The organism is Burkholderia sp. Bp9016 (assembly GCF_003857765.1).
Lineage (GTDB): Bacteria > Pseudomonadota > Gammaproteobacteria > Burkholderiales > Burkholderiaceae > Burkholderia.
Genome location: NZ_QTPY01000006.1, coordinates 63,643 through 89,125 on the forward strand (window position 1 = coordinate 63,643; position 25,483 = coordinate 89,125).

General features: G+C 67.9%; 20 protein-coding genes. 6 read left to right on the top strand and 14 right to left on the bottom strand.

Annotated elements, in window-relative coordinates:
* Positions 1-224 precede the first annotated feature (224 nt).
* From DIE13_RS09335 to DIE13_RS09350, 4 genes are read right to left on the bottom strand one after another with little or no spacing between them, the layout of a single operon-like run.
* Entirely contained in the window at positions 225-989 is a 765-nt protein-coding gene (locus tag DIE13_RS09335) for an ABC transporter permease (RefSeq protein WP_124826874.1), read from the bottom strand.
* Positions 986-1,924, bottom strand: a complete 939-nt coding sequence (locus DIE13_RS09340; protein WP_124826875.1) for an ABC transporter ATP-binding protein — start codon at positions 1,922-1,924, stop codon at positions 986-988. The genes DIE13_RS09335 and DIE13_RS09340 overlap by 4 nt, the downstream gene beginning before the upstream one ends.
* Entirely contained in the window at positions 1,921-3,099 is a 1,179-nt protein-coding gene (locus DIE13_RS09345; protein WP_124826876.1) for an ABC transporter permease, read from the bottom strand. Before DIE13_RS09345 ends, DIE13_RS09340 begins: the two co-directional genes overlap by 4 nt.
* Positions 3,096-4,019: an ABC transporter substrate-binding protein gene (locus DIE13_RS09350; protein ID WP_124826877.1), complete on the bottom strand. Its 924-nt coding sequence runs from the start codon at positions 4,017-4,019 to the stop codon at positions 3,096-3,098. The genes DIE13_RS09345 and DIE13_RS09350 overlap by 4 nt, the downstream gene beginning before the upstream one ends.
* A gap of 166 nt (positions 4,020-4,185) precedes the next feature.
* On the opposite strand from DIE13_RS09350, the gene DIE13_RS09355 reads away from it, so the two are divergent.
* Positions 4,186-5,115: a 2-hydroxyacid dehydrogenase gene (locus DIE13_RS09355; protein ID WP_124826878.1), complete on the top strand. Its 930-nt coding sequence runs from the start codon at positions 4,186-4,188 to the stop codon at positions 5,113-5,115.
* 139 nt (positions 5,116-5,254) lie between these two features.
* Here DIE13_RS09355 and DIE13_RS33810 read toward each other — a convergent pair whose 3' ends face one another.
* Positions 5,255-5,782 carry a hypothetical protein gene (locus DIE13_RS33810; RefSeq protein WP_124826879.1) on the bottom strand — a complete coding sequence of 176 codons (528 nt, stop codon included), beginning with the start codon at positions 5,780-5,782 and terminating at the stop codon, positions 5,255-5,257.
* Positions 5,783-6,088: 306 nt separating this feature from the next.
* Here DIE13_RS33810 and DIE13_RS09365 point away from each other — a divergent pair, with 306 nt between their 5' ends.
* Together DIE13_RS09365 and pbpC are read left to right on the top strand one after the other, a co-directional pair.
* Positions 6,089-12,091: an alpha-2-macroglobulin gene (locus DIE13_RS09365; RefSeq protein ID WP_124826880.1), complete on the top strand. Its 6,003-nt coding sequence runs from the start codon at positions 6,089-6,091 to the stop codon at positions 12,089-12,091.
* A 54-nt stretch (positions 12,092-12,145) separates the two neighbouring features.
* The gene (pbpC, locus tag DIE13_RS09370; protein ID WP_124826881.1) at positions 12,146-14,557 is read left to right on the top strand and encodes a penicillin-binding protein 1C; all 2,412 of its coding nucleotides are present in this window, start codon (positions 12,146-12,148) and stop codon (positions 14,555-14,557) included.
* Between the two features lie 109 nt (positions 14,558-14,666).
* Here pbpC and DIE13_RS09375 read toward each other — a convergent pair whose 3' ends face one another.
* Together DIE13_RS09375 and DIE13_RS09380 are read right to left on the bottom strand one after the other, a co-directional pair.
* A complete protein-coding gene (locus tag DIE13_RS09375; RefSeq protein WP_233410114.1) occupies positions 14,667-15,458 on the bottom strand; it encodes a GNAT family N-acetyltransferase in 792 nt (263 codons plus the stop codon).
* A 182-nt stretch (positions 15,459-15,640) separates the two neighbouring features.
* On the bottom strand, positions 15,641-15,979 hold the full coding sequence (locus DIE13_RS09380) for a helix-turn-helix transcriptional regulator (protein ID WP_096501913.1): 339 nt from the start codon (positions 15,977-15,979) through the stop codon (positions 15,641-15,643).
* A 78-nt stretch (positions 15,980-16,057) separates the two neighbouring features.
* On the opposite strand from DIE13_RS09380, the gene DIE13_RS09385 reads away from it, so the two are divergent.
* Together DIE13_RS09385 and DIE13_RS09390 are read left to right on the top strand one after the other, a co-directional pair.
* A complete protein-coding gene (locus tag DIE13_RS09385; RefSeq protein WP_124826882.1) occupies positions 16,058-16,963 on the top strand; it encodes a hypothetical protein in 906 nt (301 codons plus the stop codon).
* Positions 16,964-17,232: 269 nt separating this feature from the next.
* Positions 17,233-17,463, top strand: coding sequence for a hypothetical protein (locus DIE13_RS09390; protein WP_124826883.1), 231 nt, complete (start codon positions 17,233-17,235; stop codon positions 17,461-17,463).
* Between the two features lie 226 nt (positions 17,464-17,689).
* Here DIE13_RS09390 and DIE13_RS09395 read toward each other — a convergent pair whose 3' ends face one another.
* From DIE13_RS09395 to DIE13_RS09420, 6 genes are all read right to left on the bottom strand, one after another.
* Positions 17,690-18,697: an aldo/keto reductase gene (locus tag DIE13_RS09395; RefSeq protein WP_124826884.1), complete on the bottom strand. Its 1,008-nt coding sequence runs from the start codon at positions 18,695-18,697 to the stop codon at positions 17,690-17,692.
* A 76-nt stretch (positions 18,698-18,773) separates the two neighbouring features.
* Positions 18,774-19,100: a carboxymuconolactone decarboxylase family protein gene (locus DIE13_RS09400; protein WP_124826885.1), complete on the bottom strand. Its 327-nt coding sequence runs from the start codon at positions 19,098-19,100 to the stop codon at positions 18,774-18,776.
* A 96-nt stretch (positions 19,101-19,196) separates the two neighbouring features.
* On the bottom strand, positions 19,197-20,096 hold the full coding sequence (locus tag DIE13_RS09405) for a LysR family transcriptional regulator (RefSeq protein WP_124826886.1): 900 nt from the start codon (positions 20,094-20,096) through the stop codon (positions 19,197-19,199).
* Between the two features lie 96 nt (positions 20,097-20,192).
* The gene (locus DIE13_RS09410; RefSeq protein WP_175750824.1) at positions 20,193-21,071 is read right to left on the bottom strand and encodes an alpha/beta hydrolase family protein; all 879 of its coding nucleotides are present in this window, start codon (positions 21,069-21,071) and stop codon (positions 20,193-20,195) included.
* 133 nt (positions 21,072-21,204) lie between these two features.
* On the bottom strand, positions 21,205-21,936 hold the full coding sequence (locus DIE13_RS09415) for an alpha/beta fold hydrolase (protein ID WP_124826888.1): 732 nt from the start codon (positions 21,934-21,936) through the stop codon (positions 21,205-21,207).
* A complete protein-coding gene (locus DIE13_RS09420) occupies positions 21,933-22,739 on the bottom strand; it encodes a DinB family protein (protein WP_124826889.1) in 807 nt (268 codons plus the stop codon). The genes DIE13_RS09415 and DIE13_RS09420 overlap by 4 nt, the downstream gene beginning before the upstream one ends.
* A 303-nt stretch (positions 22,740-23,042) precedes the next feature.
* Between DIE13_RS09420 and DIE13_RS09425 the strand changes: the two genes are divergently transcribed.
* Complete coding sequence (locus tag DIE13_RS09425) at positions 23,043-24,206, top strand: aromatic ring-hydroxylating dioxygenase subunit alpha (RefSeq protein WP_124826890.1); 1,164 nt, start codon at positions 23,043-23,045, stop codon at positions 24,204-24,206.
* A 117-nt stretch (positions 24,207-24,323) separates the two neighbouring features.
* On the opposite strand, the gene DIE13_RS09430 is transcribed toward DIE13_RS09425, so the two are convergent.
* Entirely contained in the window at positions 24,324-25,376 is a 1,053-nt protein-coding gene (locus DIE13_RS09430) for an RNA-guided endonuclease TnpB family protein (protein WP_124826891.1), read from the bottom strand.
* Between the last annotated feature and the right edge of the window lie 107 nt (positions 25,377-25,483).

Genomic DNA, 25,483 nt, shown 5'->3' on the forward strand with positions numbered 1-25,483 from the left:
TATATCGGCCAATCACGGCTTGTGTTCGAGCGAGGCTTCGAATGAAAGCGCGGTGTAGGCTTGGGGCGTGACGGACCGGACCAGGCGGGGCCATCGTGCTCGGTTGTTGTGCAGACACCCATCGGAGTCCGGACGAACCGGCATGGCCGGATTTCCACCCGGATCCCCTTTTGCGCGCACGAGCCTCCACGGCTGCACGAGGCTCACGTCGCCGCTCGGTCTTTTCATATGTGCCGCACCGCCACTCGCGCAAGCGCGCCGATCGCATCGCTGACCAGCACCGCGAGCAGTCCGACGATCACGCCGCCCTGCAGCACGAACGCGGTGTTCGACGTCTGCAGCCCCGCGATGATCACGTCGCCGAGCCCGCGCGCGGCGACCGTCGAGCCGATCGTCGCGGTGCCCAGGTTGATCACGACCGCGAGCCGGATGCCGTTCACGATCACCGGAAACGCGAGCGGCAGCTCGACCGACACCAGTTGCTGCCAGCCGTTCATCCCCATCCCGCGCGCGGCTTCGACGACGTCGCGCGGCACGTCCTCGAGCCCGGCGATGGTGCTCTCGAAAACCGGCAGGAGTCCGTACAGGACGAGCGCAATCAGCACGGGCTTCAGTCCGAAGCCCACGGCCGGCACCGCGAGCGCGAGCACGGCGACCGGCGGAAATGTCTGGCCGATGTCGACGATGCTGCGCGCGACCGGCAGGAAATCCGCGCCGGACGGCCGCGTGACGGCGATGCCGGCCGCGACCGCGACGAGCGTGCCGATCAGGCTCGACAGGGCGACGGTGCCGAGATGCGCGAGCGTGAGATCGAGCAGGCTCGCGCGATCGTAGATGACCGGCGCGCCGTTGTCCGCGAACGGCGCGAATATGCCCTGCAGCCATGCGGGGCGCAACAGCAGCACGAGCAGCAGCGCAAGCGCGGCCGCGCGGGCCGCATGGGCGGGCAGCCGCCGGGGCAGGGGCGAGCGTGCGGCGTGCGCCGTCATGCGGGCTTCCTCGCATGCGCGCGAATCGCATCGAGCGTGATGCGGCGCGATCCGCGCCCTTGGCCATCGTCGACGGGCAGTGCGTCCGTGCCGCGCCACAGCAGCTCGGACACCGCATCGCGCAGCGTGCGGGTCGCGGCGATCGGTTCGCCTTCCGCGTGGCCGGGTTCGGCCACCGCATCGATCGCCGTCAGCGCGAGCAGGCGCAGCGGCCGATCGACGCCCGCGACGAGCTGTTCGACGACGCCCGCCGCCGGCCTGCCGAGAATCTCGGCGGGCGATGCCACCTGCAGCAGCCGGCCGCCGTCCATCACCGCGATCGTGTCGCCGAGTTTCAACGCTTCCTCGATATCGTGCGTGACGATCACGACCGTGATGCCGAGGCGGCGCTGCAGCGCGTACAGATCGTCTTGCGCCTTGTTGCGGATGATCGGATCGAGCGCGCCGAACGGCTCGTCCATCAGCAGCATCGCGGGCTCCGCCGCGAGCGCGCGCGCGACGCCGACGCGCTGCTGCTGGCCGCCCGACAGCGCGTGCGGCAGCTTGTCCGCGAATTCGGACGGTGCGAGGTGAAACAGTTCGAGCAATTCGCGCACGCGCGCGTCGATGCGCGCGGACGGCCAGCCGAGCAGGCGCGGCACGGTCGCGATATTGCGCGCGACGCTCCAGTGCGGAAACAGGCCGTGTCCCTGGATCACATAGCCGATGCGCCGCCGCAGTTGCTCGGGCGGCACGCTGGCGGTGTCCATGCCGTCGATGCGGATCGTGCCGCTCGTCGGCGCGATCAGCCGGTTGATCATCCGCAGCAACGTCGACTTGCCGCTGCCCGATGCGCCGACGAGCGCGGTGATCGTGCCTTGCTGCATCGTCAGCGACACGTCGTCGACGGCGACGATGTCGCCGAAGCGTTTGCCGATGCGGTCGATCTCGATCATGCGGTACGTCCCTTCGCGAGCGTGGTCGCGGCTTCGAACACGACGGCGGCCGCCAGCGCGAGCGCGATCGTCGGGATCGCGCCGAGCAGCACGAGATCGGCTGCCGATTGCCCGATCCCCTGGAAGATGAAGGTGCCGAACCCGCCGCCGCCGATCAGCGCGGCGACCGCGGTCAGGCCGATGTTCTGCACGAGCACGATGCGCACGCCGCTCAGGATCACCGGCAGCGCGAGCACGAGATCGACGCGCAGCAGCCGCTGCGCGCGCGTCATGCCCATCGCGCGTGCCGCCTCGCTCACGTGCTCCGGCACCTGCGCGAGCCCGACCACGACGCTCGACGCGATCGGCAGCAGCGAATAGAGGAACAGCGCGAGCGCGGCCGGCGCAACGCCGATTCCGCGGATGCCGAGCGCGGCCGCGAGGGGCACGTGCGCGGCGAGCAGGCCGAGCGGCGCCATCATCAGCCCGTACATCGCGATGCTCGGGACTGTCTGCACGATATTGAGCACCGGCATCACGACGGTGCGCACCGGCGCGACGCGCGCGCATGCGATGCCGAGCGGCACGCCCGCGACGAGCGCGGCGGCGACCGAGCCGCCCGCGAGCGACACGTGGCGGATCGCTTCGCGCCAGAAGTCGTCGCTGCGCACCGCATATTCGCGCATCACGGAAAGGCCGTCCCACCAGCCGCTCGCAAGCGGCACCGAAATCGCCGCGATCGCGACGACGAGCGCGGCGAGCCGGCGCCACGGGCCGAACGCGAGCCGCGCGAGCGCGTCGGCGACGAGCACGGCCCAGGCGAACAGCAGCAGCCAGACGCCTGCGGCGGGCGACACGCGCGCGAGCATGTCGTCGGGCGTGACGACGTGCGTTGCCGCCGCGCCGACCGCATACGCAAGCGTCGCGAGCCATGCGCAGCCGGCCGTGAGCCGCCATGCGGGGCGGCTCGCCGTCATCGCCCACAGCGCGCCGGCGATCCACAGCGCGGCGAGCGCGGCTCCGTGCACCGCGGGCAGCGCCGCGAACACCGACAGCCCGGTGCCGGCCGCGATGCGGTTCGGGCGCAGCACCATGAACGGCAGGCCGAACACCGCGACGATCGTCAGCACGCCGATCAGGACGCCGACCTTGTCGAGCGTCACGCGCCGCGCGGACACCGCCGCGCGATCCGTCATTTGATGAAACCCTTCGACTTCAGATAGCTCTTGGCCACGCCGGCCGCAGGCTCGCCGTTGATCTGGATGCGCGCGTTCAACGTCTGCAGCGTCTTCAGGTCGAGGCTGGCGAACACCGGCTTCAGATAGTCGGCGATTTGCGGATGCGCCTTCAGCACGGATTCGCGAATTACCGGCGTCGGCGCATAGACGGGTTGCACGTGCTTGTCGTCGTCGAGCACGACGAGGCCGCTCGATGCGATGCCGCCATCGGTGCCGTACACCATCGCCGCGTTCACGCCGTCGGTCTGGTTCGCGGCCGCCTTGATCGTCGCGGCCGTGTCGCCGCCCGACAGCACGACGAGCTGGTCGGGCTTCAGCTTGAAGCCGTAGGCCTTCTCGAACGACGGCAGCGCGGACGCGCTGTTCACGAATTCGGCCGATGCCGCGAGCTTCACCTTGCCGCCGCCCGCCACCCACTTGCCGAAGTCGGAGAAGGTCTTCAGATGCTGCGACTGCGCAACCGGCGCGAGCACGGCGATGCCCCACGTGTTGTTCGCGGGCGCCGGTGCGAGCCACACGAGATGGTTCGCCGCGTAGTCGAGCTTCTTCGCGGTGTCGTAGCCCTGGGCCGCGTTCTTCCACACGGGGTCGTCGGCCTTGTTGAAGAAGAACGCGGCGTTGCCGGTGTATTCGGGGTAGATGTCGATCTCGCCACTCGTGAGCGCCTTGCGCACGATCGGCGTCGCGCCGAGCGCGATCTTTTCGGTGACGGGGATGCCGTGGGCCTTCAGCACCTGTGCGATGACGTTGCCGAGCAGGTTGCCTTCGGTGTCGATTTTCGACGACACCACGACGGGCGTGTCGGCATGCGCGCCGGGTGCAACGACAGCGGCGGCGAGCGCGAGGCCCAGTATCCGGGCGGGCAGGGCGAGCTTCATCGGGGCCATTCTCCAGAACGGGGACGTACGCCGAAAGTTACTTGAGTGAGTCGGCTTTGGCAAACCGCGTGAGGCGGCGCGCCCACAGTGCGCGTGGGGGTAACCCGCGTGCGTCACGCGCCGTTGTTACACTGGAACGTATTCCCGCCTGCGGACATTTCCTGACATGAAACCCGAGTTGCTGGTCCTCATCGCGTTGCGCGGCGACGCGCATCGCCTGATCGCCGCGTCATACGACGTGCACTACGCACCGACCGCCGACGAGCGCGAGCGCGCGATCGCCGCACACGGCGGCACCGTTCGCGCGGTGCTGACCAACGGCAGCACGGGTCTGGCCGCCGCCGACATCGATCGCCTGCCGCAGCTCACGTTCGTCAGCGCGCTCGGCGCAGGCTACGAGCACATCGACGTCGCGCACGCGAAGGCGCGCGGCATCACCGTGGTTACGGGTGCAGGCACCAACGACGATTGCGTCGCCGATCACGCCTTTGCGCTGCTGCTCGCCGTCGTGCGCGGGGTGGTGCGGCTCGATGCGGCAACGCGCGACGGTGTGTGGCGCGATGCGCTGCAGATGCCGCCGAATGTGTCGGGCAAGAAGCTCGGAATCGTCGGCCTCGGCAAGATCGGCGAGAAATGCGCGCGTCGCGCGGCCGGCTTCGATATCGAGATCGGTTATCACAACCGTTCCGAAAAGCCCGTGCCGTACCGCTTTTTCGACCGGCTCGACGCGCTTGCGCAGTGGGCCGATTTCCTGATTGTCGCGACGCCCGGCGGCGCGAATACGCACCATCTGATCGACCGCGCGGTGCTCGATGCGCTGGGGCCCGACGGGTTTCTCGTCAACGTGTCGCGCGGCAGCGTCGTCGATACCGCTGCTTTGGCGGATGCGTTGCGCGAGCGGCGCATCGCGGGCGCCGGGCTCGACGTGTACGAAGGCGAGCCGGCGCCGCCGCGCGCGCTGACCGAGCTCGACAACGTCGTTCTGACACCGCACATGGGCGGCTGGTCGCCGGAGGCGCTCGATCGCTCGGTGCGGCAGTTTCTCGACAACGCCGCGCGGCACTTCGCCGGGGAGCCGGTGCTGACGCCCGTGTAGGCACGGGCCGTGCGCGGCGCTAGCGCGTCAGCCTCGATTTCGACGCGCTCGCCGATTGCACGCCGGACGGCAGCATCAGCATCGGTTCCCACGAGACCGCGCAACGGCGTGCCGCTTGTGCTGCCTGTACCGATGACGCCTATTCGTCGCGCAGCGCTTCGGCTGGCCGTACGCGTGCGGCGCGCCAGCTCGGGTACAGCGTCGCGACGCACGACATCAGGAATGCGGCCGCGGCGATCGCGATCACGTCGGCCGTCGCGAGTTCCGACGGCAGCGCACCGAGGAAATACACGGACGGCGTCAGGAAGCGGATGCCGAGTAGCCGCTCGGGCGCCGGCGGTACGTCGGAATGCTCGTCGCGTGACCGGCGTTGGTCAGCGGCGCCCGCGCATCCACATAGGGCGCGACGGCGCAACCCGTAGTGTTCCGTAACGATTTGCGAGGCGGGCAGCCCCCAGTCGGGCAGCGTGCCGGACGGCGAGAAGATCTCCACGTGCGCGAGCACTGACAGCATCCGGTCGCACACCTCGGTGCGAAAGCTGTTCATTACCGACAGCACGACGATCAGCGCGGCGCCGGCGATGAGCGACACGAAACCGTCGCCGGCCGCGCGACGCCCGCCGTGCGCATGGCGCAGGCGGGTCTGCCATTCGAACGGGCGTTTCACGGCGGCTCCTTTCAATTTGATTCGAGTCACGACGCGCCGCGCATTCCAGCGAACGCGGCGGGCTCGCGTGCAGCGGTTGGCGGCGCACGCGACGTCGCCTGCCCGGCCGGCTGGCCGGGCATGGCGCGGCGTCGCGCACCCGCACGCCGATATTTCCAACGTTTCGGCTGTAGCAGATAATGGCGCGCAGCATCCGGTCGAACATACCAAGCATTCACGGCGCAACCGGGCCGCGCCGTTACAGACCTGCAACAGTTCGGGGCACGCCGCCGCGTCGGGCAGCACGTCCGCGACAAGGAAACAACAATGGATTTGCTGCGTTTTCTGCTGCTCCTGCCGATTCGTGCGGCGGGCTTCGTCTGGCGCCTGCTCGGCCGCGTGCTGCGGCCGCTCGTGGGCGACGTGTCGTGGACCGCGCCCGCCTGGGCGGGCATCACCGCTGCGGCGGTGCGGCGCCGCCCGTGGCATGCCGGCGGCATCGTGCTGGCCGCCGCCGCGCTCGGCTACGGCGGGTACTGGTTCAAGCACCGACCGAAGCCGCCCGAGCCCGAAACCGTCAGTCTCACCGTGAAGGCGCCGGCCATCACGACCTACGAGGTCGACGACAGCGACAAGCCGAAAATCACCGTGCATCCGCTCGAGGTGGCATTCTCGCGCTCGGCTGCGCCGATCGAACGAGTCGGCAAGCCGGCCGGGCAGGGCATCGAGATGACGCCCGCGCTCAAGGGCGCATGGGAATGGGCCGACGACAGGACGCTGCGCTTCACGCCGGCGGCCGACTGGCCGGTCGGCGCGCATGTCGAGGTGAGCTTCTCGGTGCACCAGGTGTTCGCACCGCAGGTGCGCATGCACGACGACCACTTCGCGTTCGATATCCCGGCCTTCAGCGCGACGTCGGGCAACAACGAGTTCTACCAGAACCCCGACAATCCGGCGGAGAAACAGGCGCTGCTGCAGTTGCGCTTCAACTATCCGGTCGATCCGGCCGAGTTCGAGAAGCGGATCGGCCTCGTGCTGGTCGGCCGCGACGGCAAGAACGCGACGCCGCTGCGCTACACGGTCAACTACGACAGGATGAAGACGAGCGCGTGGGTCTACTCGCAGCCGCTCGAGATCCCGCACGATCCGCTGGCGGTGCGGCTCGACGTCGACAAGGGCGTGAAAAGCGCGCGCGGCGGCGACGGCACGCCGCAGGCGCTGCACGCATCGGTCGACGTGCCGGGGCTCTACAGCCTGTCGATCGGCAACATCGCGCCGACGCTTGTCGACAACGAGCGCTACGAGCCCGAGCAGGTGCTCGTCGCCGAAGCGTCCGACGGCGTGCGCAGCGGCGACCTCGCCGCGCGCGCGAAGGCGTGGGTGCTCCCCAGGCGCAGGCCGGGCGCCGATCAGTCGGAAGACGATCCGCCGTACGAATGGAACGTGGACGACATCAGCGACGCGGTGCTGAAGCAATCGAAGCCGCTGCCGCTCGAAGTCGTGCCGACCGAGAACGATTTCGCGACGCTGCAGAGCTTCAAGTATCACGCGACGCCGGGCGACCGCATCGTCGTGCGCTTCGCGGGCGACCTGAAGTCGGCGGGCGGCTATCTGCTCGGCGCGCCGGTCACGACCGCGTTCACCGTGCCCGACTATCCGAAGCTGTTGCGCTTCATGGCCGACGGTTCGTTGCTGTCGATGAGCGGCAGCAAGCGGCTGTCGGTCGTGTCGCGCAACCTGCCGGGGATGAAGGTCGAGATCGGCCGCGTGCTGCCCGACCAGATCCAGCATCTCGTGAGCTTCAACAACGGCACGTATGCGCGGCCCGAGCTGTCGTATTCGTTCAGCGAGGATCACATCGTCGAGCGTTTCGTGCAGACGCGGGCGTTCCCGGCCGGCGACCCCGGCAAGGCCCGTTACGAAGGCGTCGATCTCGGCCAGTACCTGCAGGGCGGCAAGCGCGGCGTGTTCCTGCTGCACCTGTCGAAGTACGATCCGGCCGCCGGGAAGAAGAAAGCCGGCGACGCGACGGATAGCGATGCATCGTCCGACGACGGCAACAACCAGGATCAGTCCGACAACGCCGATTCGGGCGACGGCAACGGCAATGGCGACGACGGCGACAACGCGATCGGCGACACGCGCCTGATCGTCGTGACCGACCTCGGGATGCTGGTCAAGCGCGCGCTCGACGGCAGCCAGGACGTGTTCATCCAGTCGATCCGCAACGGCCGGCCGGTTGCGGGCGCAACCGTCTCGGTGCTGGCGGTCAACGGGCAGGCGCTGTTTACGCAGACCACGAGCGCCGACGGCGTCGTGCATTTCCCCGCGTTCAAGGGGCTCGATCGCGAGAAGCGTCCGCAGCTTTACGTCGTGAAGAAGGACAGCGACCTGTCGTTCCTGCCCGTCGCGGGCCGCGACCGCCAGCTCGACTTCTCGCGCTTCGACGTCGACGGCGAGCGCAACGCGACCGGCCAGGGGCAACTGTCGGCGTACCTGTTCTCGGATCGCGGCCTGTACCGGCCCGGCGATCCGTTCCACATCGGCCTGATCGTGCGGGCGGCGAGCTGGGCGCGCAGTCCGGCCGGCGTGCCGTTGCAGGCGGAGATCGTCGATCCGCGCGGGATCACCGTCGAGCGCAAGCCGGTGACCGTCGACGCGACGGGCTTCACCGAGCTCGGCTATACGACGACCGAAACCGCGCCGACCGGCACGTGGACGGTCAACCTGTACATCGTCAAGGACGGCCAGCCGGGCGACGAGCCGATCGGCAGCACGACGGTGCAGGTGAAGGAATTCCTGCCCGACCGGATGAAGGTCGACGCGAAGCTGTCGCAGCAGGTCGTCGAAGGGTGGGTGAAGCCGAAGGGGCTGAAGGGCGTCGTCGATGCGCAGAACCTGTTCGGCACGCCGGCCGAGAAGCGTCGCGTTGCCGCGACGCTGACGCTGCGCCCGGTGTGGCCGTCGTTCCGTAGCTGGCAGGGGTACCGCTTCTTCGACGCACGGCGCGCGAAGGAAGGCTATACGACGACGCTGCAGGACGGCACGACCGACGACAAGGGCCATGCGGAGTTCGATCTCGACCTCGACAAGTACGCGGACGCGACCTATCAGCTCTACTTCCAGGCGAAGGCGTACGAGGCGGAAGGCGGTCGCAACGTCGCCGCGAATGCGCAGACACTCGTGTCGAACAACGACTGGCTCGTCGGCTACAAATCGGTCGACGATCTCGGCTACGTGAAGCGCGGCAGCCCGCGCACGGTGCGGCTCGTCGCGATCGATCAGGGTGCGAAGGCGATCGGCGTGAAGGATCTGCGCGCGCAGCTCGTCGAGGAGCGCTACGTGTCGGTGCTGACCAAGCAGGACTCCGGCGCATACAAATACGATTCGCGCCTGAAGGAGGTGCCCGTCGACGACAAGCTGCTGACGATTCCGGCGGCCGGCCTCGACTTCGCGCTGCGCACCGACAAGCCGGGCAGCTATGCGCTCGTGATCCGTCGCGCGGACGGCACCGCGGTGAACCGGATCGAGTATTCGGTCGCTGGTGACGCGAACGTCACGCGTTCGCTCGACCGCAACGCGGAGCTGCAGGTGAGCCTCGCGAAGCACGACTACAAGCCGGGCGAGCAGGTGGAGATCGCGATCCGCGCACCGTATGCGGGCAGCGGGCTGATCACGATCGAGCGCGACAGGGTGTATGCGCACGCATGGTTTCATGCGGACACGACGAGCTCGATCCAGCACATCACGGTGCCGGCCGGGTTCGAGGGCAACGGCTACATCAACGTGCAATACATCCGCGATCCGTCGTCCGACGAAATCTTCATGAGCCCGCTGAGCTACGGCGTCGTGCCGTTCTCGGTGAACCTCGACGCGCGCCGCAATGCGTTGACGGTCGACACGCCCGCGCTCGTGAAGCCGGGCGACACCGTCAACTTCACCGTGCATTCGGCGAAACCCGCAAAGGTCGTCGTGTTCGCGGTCGACGAAGGGATCCTGCAGGTCGCGCGCTACAAGCTCGGCGACCCCCTGAAATTCTTCTTCCGCAAGCGGATGCTCGAGGTCGGCACGTCGCAGATCCTCGACCTGATCCTGCCGGACTTCGAGAAGCTGATGGCGATGGCCGCGCCCGGCGGCGACGCCGACGACGCGATCGGCCGCCAGTTGAACCCGTTCAAGCGCAAGCGCGACAAGCCGGTCGTCTACTGGTCGGGGATCGTCGACGTGAACGGCGACACGCGCCTGAGCTACACGGTGCCGGATTACTTCAACGGCAAGCTGCGCGTGATGGCCGTGTCGGTGTCGCCGGACCTGGTCGGCACGTTCGAAGGCGCGACGACGGTGCGCGGCGATTTCGTGCTGTCGCCGAACGTGCCGACGACGCTCGCGCCGGGCGACGAGGCCGACGTCAGCGTCGGTGTCGCGAACAACCTGACGGGCGTCGGCAACCAGCCGGTGCCGGTCGCGGTCACGCTGAAGACGGGCCCGCAGCTGCAGGTGATCGGCGCGGCCACACAGAACGTCGCGCTCGCGCCGCAGCACGAGGGCGTCGCGCTGTTCCGCGTGAAGGCAACCGACACGCTCGGCTCGGGCGCGCTGTCGTTCGGCGCGCGCTACGGCGCAAAGGGCGCGCAGCAGCGCGTGGACGTGTCGGTGCGGCCGGCCGCCGCGTTCCGCACGCAGCTCGACATCGCGCGGCTCGATCCGGGCAAGAAGGCGAGCGTGCCGAACCTGCGATCGATGTACGACGCGTATGCGTTGCGCGACGCGAGCATCTCGACCGCGCCGCTCGTGCTGTCCGAAGGGCTGTCGTCGTATCTCGTCAATTTCGAGCACTACTGCAGCGAGCAGATGGTCAGCGCGGTCGTGCCGCGCGTGTTCGCGTCGAAATGGCTGTCGGTGCGCGCGCTGACGAGCCCGATGCATGCGCCCGAGGCCGGTGCCGACGCGGCGAACGCGGCGGCGATCGCGCAGTTCCTCGACGTGCTGCGCAGCCGGCAGAACGCGCAGGGCGGCTTCGGGCTGTGGAGCGCGACGCCCGATGCCGATCCGTTCGTGTCCGCGTATGCGATGCACGTGCTGCTCGACGCGCGCGAGCGCGGCCTCGCGGTGCCGAAGGACATGCTCGACGCGGGCAACCAGTATCTGCAGAAGCTCGCCGCGAACGATTCGCTCGGCTCGCTCGACCTGCTGCGGCAGCGCGCGTACGCGGTGTATCTGCTCACGCGCCAGGGCAACGTGACGACCAACAGCCTCGCGGCCGTACAGAAGCGGCTGCAGGATGCGTATCCGAACGACTGGAAGAGCGACCTCGCGGCCGCGTGGCTCGCCGCGTCGTATCAGCTGCTCAAGCAGGACAAGGAGGCCGCCGCGCTGATCGCGGGTCCGCAGGCGTTGCTCGAACGCAAGCGCGCATCCGACGGCGGTTACGCGACGGGCTACTACATCGATCCGCTGACGCGCGACGCGAGCGTGCTGTATCTGCTCGCGAAGCATTTCCCGGACCGGGTGCGCAAGCTGTCGCCGCGCGCGATGGACAACATCGCCGCACCGCTCGTCGACAATCGCTACAACACGTTGTCGTCGGCGATGACGATTCTCGCGCTCGATGCGTACGCGGCGTCGAACGCGGGGCAGCTCGACAAGCTCGCGATCGACGAGGTGCGCACGGGCGGCGCACCGAAGGACGTGTCGTCGATCCAGGCGAACCTCGTGCGTACCGGTACGTGGGCGGGCGGCGCGTCGCGCGTCGACTTCGTGAACGGCAGCTCGCTGCCGGCGTGGTGGGTCGCGAGCCAGTCGGGCTACGACCGCGGCACGTCGACGAAGGCGATCAGGAACGGGCTCGAGATCGTGCGCGACTACACCGACACGAACGGCAAGCCGCTCGACAGGATCACGGTCGGCCAGGAGATCGACGTGCACCTGAAGATCCGCGCGACGGGCTCGGCGAGCGTCGGCAACGTCGCGATCGTCGACTTGCTGCCTGGCGGTTTCGATCCGGTGATCGCGCCGCCGCCCATGATCGACGCGCAGAGCGACGACAGCGGAGACGGCGCGGCGTCGGCGCCGCCGGCCGACGCGCCGTGGCGTTCGCCGATCGGCGTGACCGGCTCGACGTGGCAGCCGCAGTTCGCGGACGTGCGCGAGGACCGCGTGGTGATCTACGGCACCGCGACCGCCGACGTGCGCGAGTTCGTCTACCGGATCAAGGCGAGCAACGCGGGCCGCTTCGTCGCCCCGCCCGCCTATGGCGAGTCGATGTACGACCGTCGCATGCAGGCGCAGGCGCCGGGCGGCGCGACGCTGACGGTGGGGCGCGCGCGATGATGCTGCGGTCGCTGCGGCCCTGCATGCCGCACCGGGCGCGAGGAGCGTGGGCGCGTGACTGATGCTTCGATGCTTCGCCGCGCATTGCGCGGCGCCGGCCGTTGGCTGCATCGCTGGCAGAACGCGATCGCCGGCGTGCTGCTCGTGTTCGGTGCGCTGGCCGCGTGCCGGATGTGGCCGCATCAGCCGCTGCGCGACTGGAAGCCGTCGTCGGTCGCGGTGGTCGATGCGCACGGCCGGCTGCTGCGCCTGACGCTCGCGCAGGACGATCGCTATCGGTTGTGGGTGCCGCTCGAACGGATGTCGCCGCAGCTCGTCGAGGCCGTGATGCTGCACGAGGACCGCTGGTTCTGGTGGCATCCCGGCTTCAATCCGTACGGGCTCGCGCGCGGTGCGTGGGTCACGTATGTGCGCGGCGGCAATCCGCAGGGCGGCTCGACGCTGACGATGCAGCTCGCGCGCTCGCTGTGGCGGCTCAACACGCGCACGCCGGCCGGCAAGCTCGAGCAAGTCGCGCGCGCGGTGCAGCTCGAACTGTTCTATTCGAAGCGGCAGATCCTCGAGGCGTATCTGAACGACGCGCCGTACGGCCGTAACGTCGAGGGTGCGGGCACCGCGAGCGTCGTCTATTTCGACCGGATGCCCGATGCGCTGACGCTGCCCGAGGCGCTCGCGCTGGCGGTGATTCCGCAGGACCCGGCACGCCGGGTGCGCGGCGGGCAGGACGAGATCAACCGCGCGCTGACCGCGTCGCGCAACCGGCTGTATGCACGCTGGCTGATGCAGCACCCGGGCGATGCTTCGTACAAGCCGCTGTTCACGCTGCCGCTTGCGATGCGGTCGCTGTCCGCGCTGCCGTTCGACGCTCCGCATGCGGTCAATCAGGTGCTGGCCGCGCGCAGTACGTGGCGCGCGACCTCGGGCGGCGCGGCCGAGGACGGCGACGCCGGCGCGCGGCTCGTGACGACGCTCGACCTCGATCTACAGCGCACGCTCGAACGTCAGATCGCGCGCTACGTCGCGCGCAACGCCACGCGCGGGGTGCGCAACGCGGCGGCCATGCTCGTCGATACGCGCGACATGGGGGTGAAGGCGCTGGTCGGCTCCGCGAACTTCTTCGACCGCACGATCGACGGGCAGGTGAACGGCACGCTCGCGCGTCGCTCGCCGGGCTCGACGCTCAAGCCGTTCATCTACGCGCTCGGTTTCGACCAGGGCGTGCTGCACCCGCAGACCGTGCTGCGCGACGTGCCGACCGCGTTCGGTCCGTATGCGCCGGAGAATTTCGACGGCCATTTCCTCGGGCCGATCACCGCGACCGATGCGCTGAACCGCAGCCGCAACGTGCCGGCCGTGTGGGTCGCGTCGCAGCTCAAGTCGCCCGACCTGTACCGGTTCCTGCAGGAAGCCGGTGTGCGCCGGCTCGCGAGCGCGCAGCACTACGGACTCGCGCTCGTGCTCGGCGGCGGCGAAGTGACGATGCAGGAGCTCGCGGCGCTCTACGCGATGCTCGCGAACCGCGGCGAATTCCGGCCGCTGCGGCTGCGTGCGGATGAGCCGGTGGCGCCCGGCCGGCGTCTGCTGAGCGCGGCGGCGAGCTACATGACGATGGACATGCTGCGCCAGCACCTGCGCCCTGACGAGACGAGCGGCGCGCAGCCGTCGCGCATGCCCGTCTACTGGAAGACCGGTACGTCGTGGTCGTTTCGCGATGCGTGGACGGCCGGCGTATCCGGTCCTTACGTGCTGATCGTGTGGGTCGGCAACTTCGACAATTCGAGCAACACGGCTTTCGTCGGCGTCGATGCCGCGGCGCCGCTGTTTTTCCAGGTGGTCGATGCGCTGAACGCCGAGCGCACGCTCGTCGAGCCGCCGCGCCCGGTGCCGCCGCAGCTGAAGCGCGTGCGCATCTGCCTCGCGAGTGGCGACCTGCCGAACGAATGGTGTCCGCAACAGGGCTGGACCTGGTTCATTCCAGGTACATCGCCGATCCGCGTGAGTACCGTGCATCGGCCCGTCGTGATCGACGATGCGACAGGGAAGGCCGCATGCCCGCCGTATGACGGCAAGCGCACGCATACGGAGATCTTCGAGTTCTGGCCGTCCGACCTGCAACAAGTGTTCGCGCAGGCCGGCATTCCGCGCCGGCGGCCGCCGCAGAATGCGGACTGCCGTGATGCGGGGCAGGTCGAAGGCGATCCGCCTCGCATCACGTCGCCGCTGCGCGGCAGCACGTATGCGATGCGCGTGAAAAGCGCCGGCGATACGCGCATCGCGTTCAACGCGACGGCCGACGCGAGCGCGCATGCGCTGTACTGGTTCGTCAACGACGCGTATGTCGGCCGCAGCACGCCGGGCGACGCATTGTTCTGGCAGCCGCGCACGGCCGGCAGCTATACGGTGCGGGTAGTCGACGATCACGGGCGGAGCGATCAGCGGCCGCTGGGGGTGGGGCTGGAGCAGTAGGAGGGGTTTGCGTCGTGACGGTTGCCGCCGCGTGACCGTGATGTCGCGGCTCGGTCGCGCGTGCTCGCCGATGCCGTTCGCGGACGATCGGGCCGGCCCGTGCGCGCCGTCATCCCAACTCGAACGACGTCACGCCGAACACGCGATCGATCGCAATCGCGGGCGCATGTTGCGTGTACATCCGTGCGGTTTCGAACACGCTCGTCATGCCGTGCCGTTCCGCCAGCGCGACGGCCGCGCGGTTCGTTTCCGGTACGTCGAGCACGATGACCTCGCCGGGCATGCGCGCCGCCAGCGCACGAAACAGCCCGGTCGCGACGTCCGCATCGTCGGCGAAGAGCGGGCCGATCTTGCAGCCCGTGTTGCAGCGGCGCACGACACCGTATCCGGCGACGCGGCCTGCATCGACCGCCGCGAGCGCGACGGCATCGGGCTGGGCGATCCACGCGGAGACGAAGCGCTCGCGCGCGGCGGGGAAACACTGGCGATCGTACGCAAGCAACTGCTCGAACGGCACGTCGGCCGCTGGCGCCACCTGTGCGCATCCGATGCCGCTTACGTGCCCCTGATAGCGAATGTTGCGGTACGCGAGCCGGAAGCCCGACTTCCTGTAGTTCGCCTGCTGGGCAACGACGCCGTCGAGCCCGATGTTGCGATCCCCAAGGTAGCGCATGCCGTGCTGCCAGATTCGCATGCCCAGGCCTTTGCCGCGATACCCGGGTTTGACGATGTAAAGACCGAGGAAGCCAAAGTGATCGTCGTACGCGACGGTGGCGAGGCACGCGACCGGCTCGTCGCGCCAGACGCCGACGAAGAAGCCGGCCGGATCCGCTTCCCTGAAACAGCGCGGGTCATGCCGGCCGGGGTTCCACCCTTCTGCCGCCGCCCATTCGACCGACATGGCGACGTCGTCCGCCGACATGGTGCGCACGATGAATGCGTCGTCTCGATCCACGGTTCGCCCCGAGGCTGTTGACCGAATCATCATAGTCCCGGTCGCGGGTATCGGCACGGTCATTTCGTGCCGTCATCGGTGCTCGAGTTGCCGGTCGATGCGGGCGGCGCTTCGTTCTTGCTGCACCGTTACCCGTCGTCCGCCTTCGCCTGCAGATCCTTCAATCCCTGAATCACGACCAGCAGCGCGCGGCCGTGCTCGTCCGAGCCGTCCCACGCGTCGACGATCGCGTCGCGCAGCAGGTCGTTGTAGCGGCGGCGCGTCGGCCCGGTATCGACACCGTAGAAACTGCATAGCTTGTTGAATGGCGCGCTGCGCCTCAGCCGATGCCCGTTCGACAACCGCAAACGCGACACGGTCGGCTGGCTGACGCCGGAAAGCCGTGCGATTTCGCTGGACGAGCGCGTATCCGCCATCAGACGGCGCAACAGGTCTTGAACAGGAAAATCGTGGTCCGGGGCTTCCATGTGATGCATTATACCTATACAGTTACGGTTGTTGAATGGGCTTGCTGTCACCAGCGAGGCTGTATTCCGAGAAAGTTGATGACACTGAAACACCTCCCTCCCACGTTCTGCTGGACGAAGATCGGTACCGAGTCCGGCGAGGAACTGCCGACCGTCGTGCTCCGCAAGGAATGGGAGCGCCGGCTTGGGGGTGGGCGTTTTCTGTGGGGAATCAACCAGCCGCTCGGCAGCAGCGCAGAAGTCGCCGCGCATCGCACGGGCTCGCTGCTCGCGCTGTTTTCGCCGGTCGCATCGCGCACGCGGCCGGGCGAGCGCAAGCGCGAGGACGCGCTGCTGTGGAATGCATGGGTCGACGCAAGCGGCCAGGTGCGGCCGTTGCCGCCGCACACGTTCATCGCGAGCCGTTCGACGCTGCCGTCGGGCCGGCGTCGCGAACAACACTATGCGCTGGTGTGCGCGTCGTCCACCGCGCTGACGGTCGGCACGCAACTGCGCGTGTTCCCGGATCACCTGCGCAGCGTGAGCACGGGCAAGCCGCTCGGCGTCGCGCAGGGCGCGGCCGTGGTCGACTGCATAGGGCGTGCGAAGGAACAAACGGGAAAGAGCTATCCGCTCGCGCTGTCGGTCGAGCTCGAGGCACCGTATTTCGTGCGGCTCGCGCAGCCGTGCGTGCTGAAAGCGCGCGATCTCGCCGATGTGAACAAGGCCACGCGCGCTGGCGATTTCGATCGCTTCGTGGAACTGGTCGCGCGCCTGCGCGGCCGGTCACCGACGGATGCCGTGCGCGGCGTCACGCGCGATCTGTTCGACGTGCCGCCGATCGAAACGGCGGCCGCCTATGTCACGCCCGCGCATGTGGCGCGGTTGCGCAGTCGGCCCGCTACCGAGCACCCGCGCGAACCCACCGGCGATCTGTTCGATCTGTCGCCCGGCGAAGCAGCGGCGTTCGGCGGCTTGACGCATCCGCGCATCGGGCGCGCGTGACGTTTGCGCCGCTGAGGTGCGGCGCGTGACATCCGCAGCGAAACCGATGCGTGTGCAATGCACGCGCCGGTGCGGCCGTCGTGACGGCGGCCGCAAGAATTTGTTGCAATCTCGCCATAGCGGATCCGCGAACCCGGAGCGACAATCGGCTCGAAGCATCGCTGCGATGCGCAGGCAGGCGGTTGGCGATCGTTCACGCCGTCGACATGCGCGTGCCGCATACTGGGCATCGGCTTGCTTCGCACAGCAACCCTGAGGGAGAAGTGTCGATGTCGACCCACATCCGTTCGCAGGAAGCCCGGGCCGCGCAACGCTTCGTCGAAGCGACGCGCAATGTCGATCAGGCGTTTCGCGTCGTGCGCGGCGAAAGCGACGACGATATCTCGTCGGCCGAATATGCACGCGCGATGTCGCGTCTCGATCGCGCGCTCGACGAGCTGGCGCAAGCGCAGGAATTTTTCGATCGCGTGGTGAGCGCTGACGCGGCAAGCGGCAACTGAGTTCGCCGCCGCTGCCGCTGCCGCCGCCGTCTCTGTTTGCCGTTTTTCGTTTTCTGTTTTTCGCCGCGTCGCCCGCCGCGCACTGCCTCGGTTCACCCGCTCACCCGCTCACCCGCTTGCCGGACGCGCCGTCCGGCCCGTCAGTCGTACATCCTTCTCGCGCCTGCAATCGCGATCGCCGCATCATGGCGGCGGGCAGCGGGCCTCCCGCTTCAATCTCCCGACGTCAAACCTTCCGTCCTTCGACCGGATAGCCGGGATCCGTATAACCGTGCGTCGACGCGTGCCCGGGCGGCACCAGCGCGTCGACGAAGCGCTCGTCGTCGGGGCCGAGTTCGAGCGTCAGCGCATCGACGTAGCTGTCCCAGTGCGCCTCGGTGCGCGGGCCCGCGATCGTCGAGCTGACGATACGGTTCTTCATCACCCAGGCGAGTGCGAACGCGACCGACGTCGTGCCGCGCGCAGCCGCATGCGCGGCCACCTGCTGCGCGATGTGCAGCGATTCGGGCCGCCATTCCGTCTGCCGGATGCGCCGGTCGCCGCGGCCTGCGCGCGAATCGGCGGGCGGCTGCGCATCGACCGCATATTTGCCGGTCAACACACCGCGCGCGAGCGGGCTGTACGGCACGACGCCGATCCCGTAATGCGCGGCGGCCGGAAGCTGTTCGACCTCGGCCGTGCGGTCGACGAGGTTGTACAGCGGTTCGCTCGCAACCGGCCGATCGATGCCGAGCTGATCCGCGAGTCGCACGATCTCGGCAATGCGCCAGCCCTTGAAGTTCGACAGCCCGATGTAGCGCACCTTGCCTTGCCGGATCAGGTCGGCCACCGCGCGCATCGCTTCGTCGAGCGGCGCGTCGGTCAGCGCGCGATGGAAATAGAGGATATCGATGTAATCGGTACCGAGCCGCTTCAGGCTCGCGTCCACCGATTCGAAGATCCACTTGCGCGACTGGCCCTGACGGTTCGGCCCCGCGTCCGGCCCGGCCGGATAGCCGAATTTCGTCGCGACGACCCAGCTGTCGCGATGCCGTGCGATCGCTCGGCCGACGATTTCTTCCGAGCGTCCGGCGTGATAGACGTCGGCCGTGTCGATGAAGTTGACGCCCTGGTCGAACGCCTTGTCGATGATGCGCGCTGATGTCGCTTCGTCGGTTTCCCCGCCGAACATCATCGCGCCGAGACACAGCGGCGACACCTTGAGCGCGCTGCGCCCGAGATAGCGGTAATCCATATGCAGACTCCATGCGGGGATACACCCGCGTCGGTTCAAGTCGGTTGAACGGGAACGTGCCGGCCGTACGTCGTGTTCACACGCCGGCTTCGTCGAAGATGCGTTGCGCGACCGGCAGCGCCGAGCTTGCGGTCGGCCAGCCCGAATAGAACGCGAGATGGGTGATCGCCTCGATCAGTTCATCGCGGGTCAGGCCGTTGTCGAGCGCTTTCTTCAGATGGAACGGCAGCTCGTTCACGCGATACAGCGCGACGAGGCTCGCGACGGTGATCAGGCTGCGATCGCGCGGAGACAGGCCGGGGCGCTGCCATACGTCGCCGAACAGCACGTTGTCGGTGTAGTCGGCGAGAGCCGGCGCGATGGCGCCGAAGGCGCGCCGCGCGGGGGAGGTCGGTTCGGACATCGATGGCTCCGGATGACGTTGAAGACACCGACGATGGTAGCGACCGATACGCTTATCGATAATCCCCAAGAATTCGCATGCACTTATCGAACGGGCTCATGAGTGAGCCGGATGGCGCAGCGTGTCGACGATCAGTGCGAGCGCGCGCGACGACTGTCGCCGGCTTGCGTAGTACAGGTGATGACCGGGGAACGTCGGACACCAGTCGTCGAGCACGCTGACGAGGCAGCCGGCATCGACATGCGGCGCGGCGAGTTCGGCCGGCACGTACGCGAGGCCGTAGCCGGCGAGCGCCGCGTCGAGCATTTCATAGGTGCCGTCGAACGTAACCTGGCCGTCGACGCGCACTTGCAGCGTGTCGTCGCCGCGCGCGAGTTCCCATGCGTACAGCGCGCCATGCGTCGGCAGGCGCAGGTTGATGCAGTCGTGCGCGACGAGATCCTGCGGCGTCATGGGCCGCTCGCGTTGCGCGAAATACGCGGGCGCGCCGACGATCGTCATTTTCAGGTCGGGCGAGATGCGCACCGCGATCATGTCCTTCGCGACCTGGTCGCCGAGTCGCACGCCGATGTCGAAGCGTTCCGCGACGATGTCGGACAGCCCGTAGTCGGTCACGAACTCGACCTTCAGGTCGCGATAGTCGCGCAGCATCGGCGACAGCTTCGGCCACAGCAACGTGCGGATCGCGTAGTCGGTCGCGTTGATGCGCACGGTGCCGGCCGGCTTGTCGCGCAGCTCGGCGAGCGCGGACAGTTCGGCCTCGATTTCGTCGAAGCGCGGCGCGAGGTTCAGCAGCAGGCGCTCACCGGCTTCGGTCGGCGACACGCTGCGCGTCGTGCGCGCGAGCAGCCGCACGCCGAGACGCGTCTCGAGCGAGCGGATCGTATGGCTGAGTGCGGATTGCGATACGCCGAGCCGGGCGGCCGCGCGCGTGAAGCTGCGCTCGCGTGCGACGGCGATGAAGGCAAGCAGGTCCGCAAAGTTGTCGCGCGGCATGGGGAAACGTGGGTGGTCGATGCCAGCGCATCGTACCACCGGGTTCGCCGCGCCGCGCCGTGCGGAGGGTGGCGCCGCACCGCAGTGCCGCGCGCGTCAGCCCGCGTGCGTCATGCCCGGCGCATGGGGCGCCGGATGGTAGGCATAGCCGCCGTGCTGGAACGACATCGCGAAGAACCGCATCTGGTAGCGGATCGCGTGCGCCCAGTAATCCCACGTGTGGCCGCCGGGACGTTCCGCATAGTCGTGCGGCACGCCGAGCGCGACGAGCCGCTCGTGCAGCGTGCGATTCGAGCCGACGAACGCGTCGTCGCGGCCGCAGTCGATCGTCAGGTCGAGATGCGCGCGGACGAACGCGCGTGCGTTTTCGACGATCGCGTTGCGGTTCCAGAACGACGGATGGCGGACCGGGTCGCCGAACACGTGGTCGATGCCCGGCTCGTCCTCGCAGCAGCGCGGGTCGACCGCGCCGCTGATGCTGCCGACCGCGCCGAACGTGTCGGGCCGGTCGAGCGCGATGCGCAGCGCGCCGAAGCCGCCCATGCTGAGCCCGGTGATCGCGCGCGCATGCTTGGCGGCGATCGTCCTGAAGTGATCGTCGATATAGGACACGACTTCGTTGCCGACGAAGGTTTCGTAGCGGCTGCCCGAGTCGAACGGGCTGTCGAGGTACCAGCTCTCGTGTCCGCCGTCGGGCATCACGAGGATCGCGTGATAGCGGTCGGCGAGTGCGGCGATATGCGTGTTGCTGGTCCAGTCGGTGTGGTCGCCGCCGGAGCCGTGCAGCAGGTAGACGACCGGAAAGCGTTCGGCGCCGCCGTGCGGGCGTGCGTAGTCGTCGGGCAACACGACGGTCGCCTTCAGCGTTTCGCTCATCGCCGCGCTGGGGATCGCCACGACCCGCGTCTGGAACGCGAGGGCGGGGCCCGCGACGGCGAGCAGCAGGAGCAGCCAGAATGCACGTACCAGGTTCATTGATCGTTGCATGTATCGCCTCCGTCCGGCGGTCGGGCGCCAGGACAACCCGGTTCGGCGACTCTAGCAACCGCGTCTTTCAGCCATATTTCGGCGAAACCTACGGGTTGTCAGATGGGCGGCGACGCAGGCGTCAGCCGAGACAGCGCGCGAGCGTGTCACGAAACGCAGCGGGCCGCTCGGCCGGCATCAGATGCCCGCAGCCGCCGATCGTTTCGAAGCCGGCGCAGCGCGCGAGCGCCCAGTCCGGCACATGCCAGCCCGCCCGCGAGCGTTCGCCCGCGACGAGCCACACCGGATGACGCTCGAACACCTGCGCGAGCGTTTGCAGATAGCCCGGTTCACCGGTCGTTGCTACGACCGAGCGCCCCATCGCGCGCAGCGTCGACGCCGGCTGATGCGCGAGCCAGCGGCGTGCATCGTCGAGCTGGCGCGGCGACGGATCGTCGATCGCGCCGCGCAGCCAGCCCGGCGGATCGTCGCGCAGTCCGTCGAGCATCGCATCGGCTTGCGCGGGCGTCATGCGGCCGACCGACGCCGACCAGAACGCATCGTCGAGCGTGAAGTTGCCTTCGACGTTGACGATCCGGCGCACGTGCGCCGGATGCGCATGCGCGAACAGCATCGCGATTGCGCCGCCCACCGAATGACCGACGATATCGACCGGCTGCGCGCCGAACTGCTTGCCGACGGCCTGCCGCACATGTTCGACCTGCGCGGCGAGCGTGATCGCGGCGGGCTGCGCGGCGCGATGGATGCCGTAGCCGAGCAGGTCGGGCGCGAGATGCGGGCCGGACCATTCGGGCACGTCGAGCGTGCCGATGAAGCCGTGAATGAAGACGACGGGTGTGGTGGGCTGGGTCATTCGGCGGCCGTGGCAGGAAGGGGCGGCAATTCGAGTTCGGCGAGCAGCTCGTCGAGTTCGAGCACGTGCGTGCGATCGTGGTCGAGCAACTCGCGCACGAACTCGTCGAGCGACATCCGGCTGATGCCGTCGCGCAATCCGCAGCGAGCGAGTTCCGGCGCCTGCAGGGCGGCGGCCGTCGCGCACAGCGCTGCGCGGCCGGTGCGGAATGCGGCGAGCGCATCGCCGAGCGGCTGCGCGAGATAGTCGCGCTGCGCGGCGAGCGCGGTGCCGTCGACGGAGGCGATCGCCGGCAGCTCGTGCGTGCGCACGGCGTCGATGCGCGCGGCGAACACGGCGTCGAGGTCGCGCAGGTGGCATGCATGTTCGACGAGCGAGAAGCCGGTGCCGGCCGGCCGTCGCGTGACGAGCGCGGCGGGAATGTGCGCGGCATACGCGGCGAGCCGGTCGGGCATCGCCGCCAGCGCGGCGACGACGTCGGCGAACGGCAGCACCTGCGGATACGCGCTGAAGACCGCGCCGTAGCTGAACAGCGCGCCGCCGATCCGGCCGCGCGCCTGCACGACGTCGTGCCCGTGGCGGCGCATCACGTCGGCGACCATCGCGCCGCAGAACTGCCGGGCGGTCGTATCGGCTTCGATTTCAGGGAATTTGCGTGCGACCTCGTGCTGGATCGCACCGATCGCGGCGACGCCGACGCGCGACAGCGCCGCGAATTCGACATAGCGCCCGGGCTGCGCGATCAGCGCTTCGAGCTGCGCGCCGAGGGGCGTCGCACGAAAGCGGTCGAAACGGGAATGCATGAGGGGGGCGGCTTCGTTTTATAACGTGTCAAGACGATACGTTATAAAACGACGATGCGTCAATCGGTTTGTTCGGCGAATGCGGACGGCGGCGCCTGGCTGGCGCCGCGCGTGGAAATCGACATCGCGAACCCGAAAAATCGACGCCGAAGCGCCGCATGCCACTGGTCTCACGCGGCGACATCGCGATGTCGCGATCCATCAAGTGCGGGCCGGCGGGCACCCATAAAGTTCGCTTCATGGTGGATGGCCAGCCGGACCGGGCCGCCACCTTCCGACGAACGACAGAACAGGAAAACGCCCATGCAACCGATCTCCGTTGTGAAGAAGCAAGACATTGTCGCTGCCGACCGCTGGATGCAGCAACGGCCCGAAAACGCGCTGACGCTGCCGTCGCGCTATTTCTATGACGATGCGGTGTTCGCGGCCGAGCGCGACCGCATCTTCATGTCGGCATGGCACGTGATCGGCCACAGGTCGGAACTGAGCACGCCCGGGCAGTTCGTGATGACCGACGTGTTCGACCAGAGCGTGATCGCCGCATGCGGCCGCGACGGCCAGGTCCATGCGTTCCACAACGTCTGCCAGCATCGCGGCAACCGCCTCGTCGAAGCGCGGCGCGGCGTGCAGAAAGGGCTGTTCCGTTGCGCGTACCACTCGTGGTGCTATGGCGCCGACGGCAGCCTGCGCGGCGCGCCGCGCACCGATCGCATCGAAGGGTTCGATATTTCGGACTACAACATTCCGAAGGTGCGCGTCGAGGAACTCGGCGGGTTCTACTACTTCAACCTCGACCCGAACGCGCCGTCGATGCGCGACCAGTTCCCCGGCGCCGATGCGGAGATGAAGCGCGTGTTTCCGAAACTGGATGCGTACCGGCTGATGGAGGAGAAGGACGTGATCGTGCCGGCGAACTGGAAGGTCATCATGGACAACTCGATCGAGGGTTATCACTTCTCGCTGTCCGGCCCCCATCACGTCGAGCTGGCCGGCCTGATCGACTTCGACGGATACCGGCTCACGCAGCACGACAGATGGTGGACCTACACGGCGCCGGCCAATCTCGGCGCGACCGCCGCGTACGGCGTGCCGCTCGGCGACAAGAATCCGGACGAGTGCTTCTTCAACATCGGGATCTGGCCGCACAACACGTTCTACACGTTCCCGTACTCGGAATTCCTTGCGACGTTCCTGATCATTCCGCTGGAGCCGGAGAAGACGCTGCTGCGCTTCGGCTACTACTCGACGCACGACGAAATGCCCGCAGTGACGAAGGCGTGCATGGACTGGATGAACACCGATCTCGGCCCGGAAGACATCCGCTTGAACATCTCGGTGCAGAAGGGGCTGCATTCGGTCGGCTACAACCAGGGCCGCTACGTGATCGACGCCGAGCACAGCAACGAGAGCGAACACCTCGTGCATCACTTCCACACGCTCGTGCACGACGGCATTCACGGCGCGTGAGCGACGGGGAGCGCCGCTCTCCGTTGCGTCTCCGGCGAGGACGACGGCGCCGATCCGCCCGTTCGACCTTCATGATCACGATCAACTGCATGCAAGCGTTGACGTCCCCCTCCGCGCCTAACGGCGGAGGATTCCCACCCCTGGCGATGCACGTCCGCATCGGAGAATGTTCAGCGCAGCGTTGATATCACGATCATGCACGACACCACAGCCATCGCAGGCCCACTCTCTTACTCGCAGTCCCGCGATACCTTTCGGCCGCGTCGTGCTGTCTTTCGACCCGCACGACGAACAGGACTGGGTAGAACCGCTTTCGTCGACTTCCTCGAACGTGGCTCCGTGCGCAATCGCCTTGTAACGGAGCTTGTTCCGGAAGGACGACCAGGATGCGTCGTAGACGCTTTTCGCCATCCTGGTTCTGGCGAGTTTGGCGGCCGATACGTTGCCGACCGCGATGTAATCGAAGCGCCGCACCAGATCGAGCGCAAGCTTGTTCTGGAAATCAGCGCGGGCATTCGCGACCTTGGCGTGCAGCTTCGCGATGTGTCGTTTGTGCTTTCGTGCTCGCTGCGCTTTCGCCAGCTTCTCCGCCGCGCGTCGACCGAACCGGTCATTGGGCAGTTTCTCGCCGGTCGAAAGTGTGGCGAAGTCTTTCAAGCCCAGATCGATGCCGACACCGGAACGGATCGGGCGGGCCTGGACATCGGGTATCTCAATCGCGATGTTAAGGAACCAGTTGCCGCGCGCGTCCTGCGCAAAGTTGGTTCCGTCCTTGATCTTGCCTTCCGGAAGCGGACGACTGTTGAACACGCGAAAGGTGTTGCCGGCGAAGCGAAATGCGTCGCCTTTGCGCTTCAGGTCGCGGCCCTTCAGCGGCACCCAGCCCAGCGATTTCTTGCCGCGATAGCGCGGGTAGGGCCGACGGTTCCGGCTGCGCGACTTCGCGTATTGCTCGCACGTCGCGTTGATCGTGCCGGAGTGGATGCCGAGTTCCTTGCTGCTGCCGGTCGTCAGCACGTTCAGGTCGAAACCGGATGGCCACCTCTTGTTCCACCTGAGCGCGTGCTTCTGCGTGTCGTTGCAGAAGTTCCAGACGAAGTTCACCGCACGGCTCTGCTTGTTGAGCAGTCCGTTGAGCGACTTTACCCGGTAGCGATAGACAAGAATCATGCCGGCGATCCTAACCCGTGGGAGAAGCGGCCTGTCAACAGCGCTCCTTCCCTCCCCGTCATCCGCCCAGAAGGAAGTCCCTTTGGGGGAAATGGCCGGGGTTCTCG